Raw genomic sequence first — 1,049 nt, forward strand, 5'->3', positions numbered from 1 at the left:
GCGCATGACCCCGCGACACACCGGTCCGGCCGACCCCACCGGGTCCGAGCCCCCGACCCTTCCCATGGTCTTCAGCCCCACCCGCACCCGGGTGGTGCTGATGACGCTCGGAGCCTTCTCCTTCGTCGTCCTCACCGTCATCGCCGTCCTCCTGCCGGCCGGCGGCGCCGTCGCCTGGGGGGTGGCGGAGAAGATCGCCATCTCCCTCAGCGGCCTGCTGATCTGGGGGGTGCTCGCCCTGCTCAGCAGGCCCCGGGCGGTGGCCCGGCCCGAGGGCCTGACGGTGGTGAACCTGACCCGCCGTCGCACCCTGGAATGGCCCGAGATCGTGGGCGTCAACCTGCGCTCCGGCGACCCCTGGGTCTCCCTGGACCTCCAGGACGGCAGCACGATGGCGGTCATGGCCATTCAGCCCGGCGTGGGCCGCGAGCGGGCGATCACCGAGACGCGTGCCCTGCGCCGTCTGGTGGAGGCGTACGGCACCGCCGGTTCCGGGGACTGAGCGACCACGGCTCCTTCCGGACGGACGTCCCCGGGTCGCCGCATCGACGGTCGGATCCCACCATGGGGAGAGGGCACCGCCCCGTCCCCGCCCCCGCAGGAGGCGAGTTCCATGCCCGTGCCGGCGCCCCGACGCCCCCGTCGGTGTTCCCCGACCGCCGGGGGGTGTCCGTGACGGCGGACGGGACCGGCGCGGGAGCGGCCGTCCCGGCCCGCGACGGCGGGACCGGCGGCCCGCCCACCGCCGACCGGATGGGCGAGTTGTTGCGCGCGGTGACCGCCCTGGGCGGCGATCTCGATCTCCCGGTCGTGCTGCGCCGCATCGTCACCACCGCGATGGAGATGGTGAACGCCCGGTACGGCGCGATGGGGGTCCTGGACGCCACCGGTCGGGAGTTGGCCGAGTTCATCACCGCCGGCCTGGACGAGCGCGAACTCGCCGATCTGGCCGGCGTCCATCCGCCCCGGGGCCGGGGTGTCCTCGGCATGCTCATCGACCACCCCGAGCCGTTGCGGGTCCCCGACATCACCGCCCACCCCGCCTCCGT

At 74.6% G+C, this 1,049-nt stretch carries 1 protein-coding gene and 1 pseudogene; both read left to right on the top strand.

The window, feature by feature from the left end; translation table 11 throughout:
• The first annotated feature begins 4 nt into the window (after window positions 1-4).
• Window positions 5-502, top strand: a complete 498-nt coding sequence (locus tag FOE67_RS26705; protein WP_182667390.1) for a PH domain-containing protein — start codon at window positions 5-7, stop codon at window positions 500-502.
• 164 nt (window positions 503-666) lie between these two features.
• Window positions 667-1,049: pseudogene (locus FOE67_RS26710) on the top strand (hypothetical protein); the annotation flags it as partial.

This window comes from Streptomyces calidiresistens (assembly GCF_014141525.1).
GTDB classification, from domain to species: Bacteria; Actinomycetota; Actinomycetes; order Streptomycetales; family Streptomycetaceae; genus Streptomyces; species Streptomyces calidiresistens.

Bases quoted from the DNA above. Each gene is read 5' to 3' on its own strand.
- FOE67_RS26705 (WP_182667390.1), top strand. From the start codon at position 5: ATGACCCCGCGACACACCGGTCCGGCCGACCCCACCGGGTCCGAGCCC.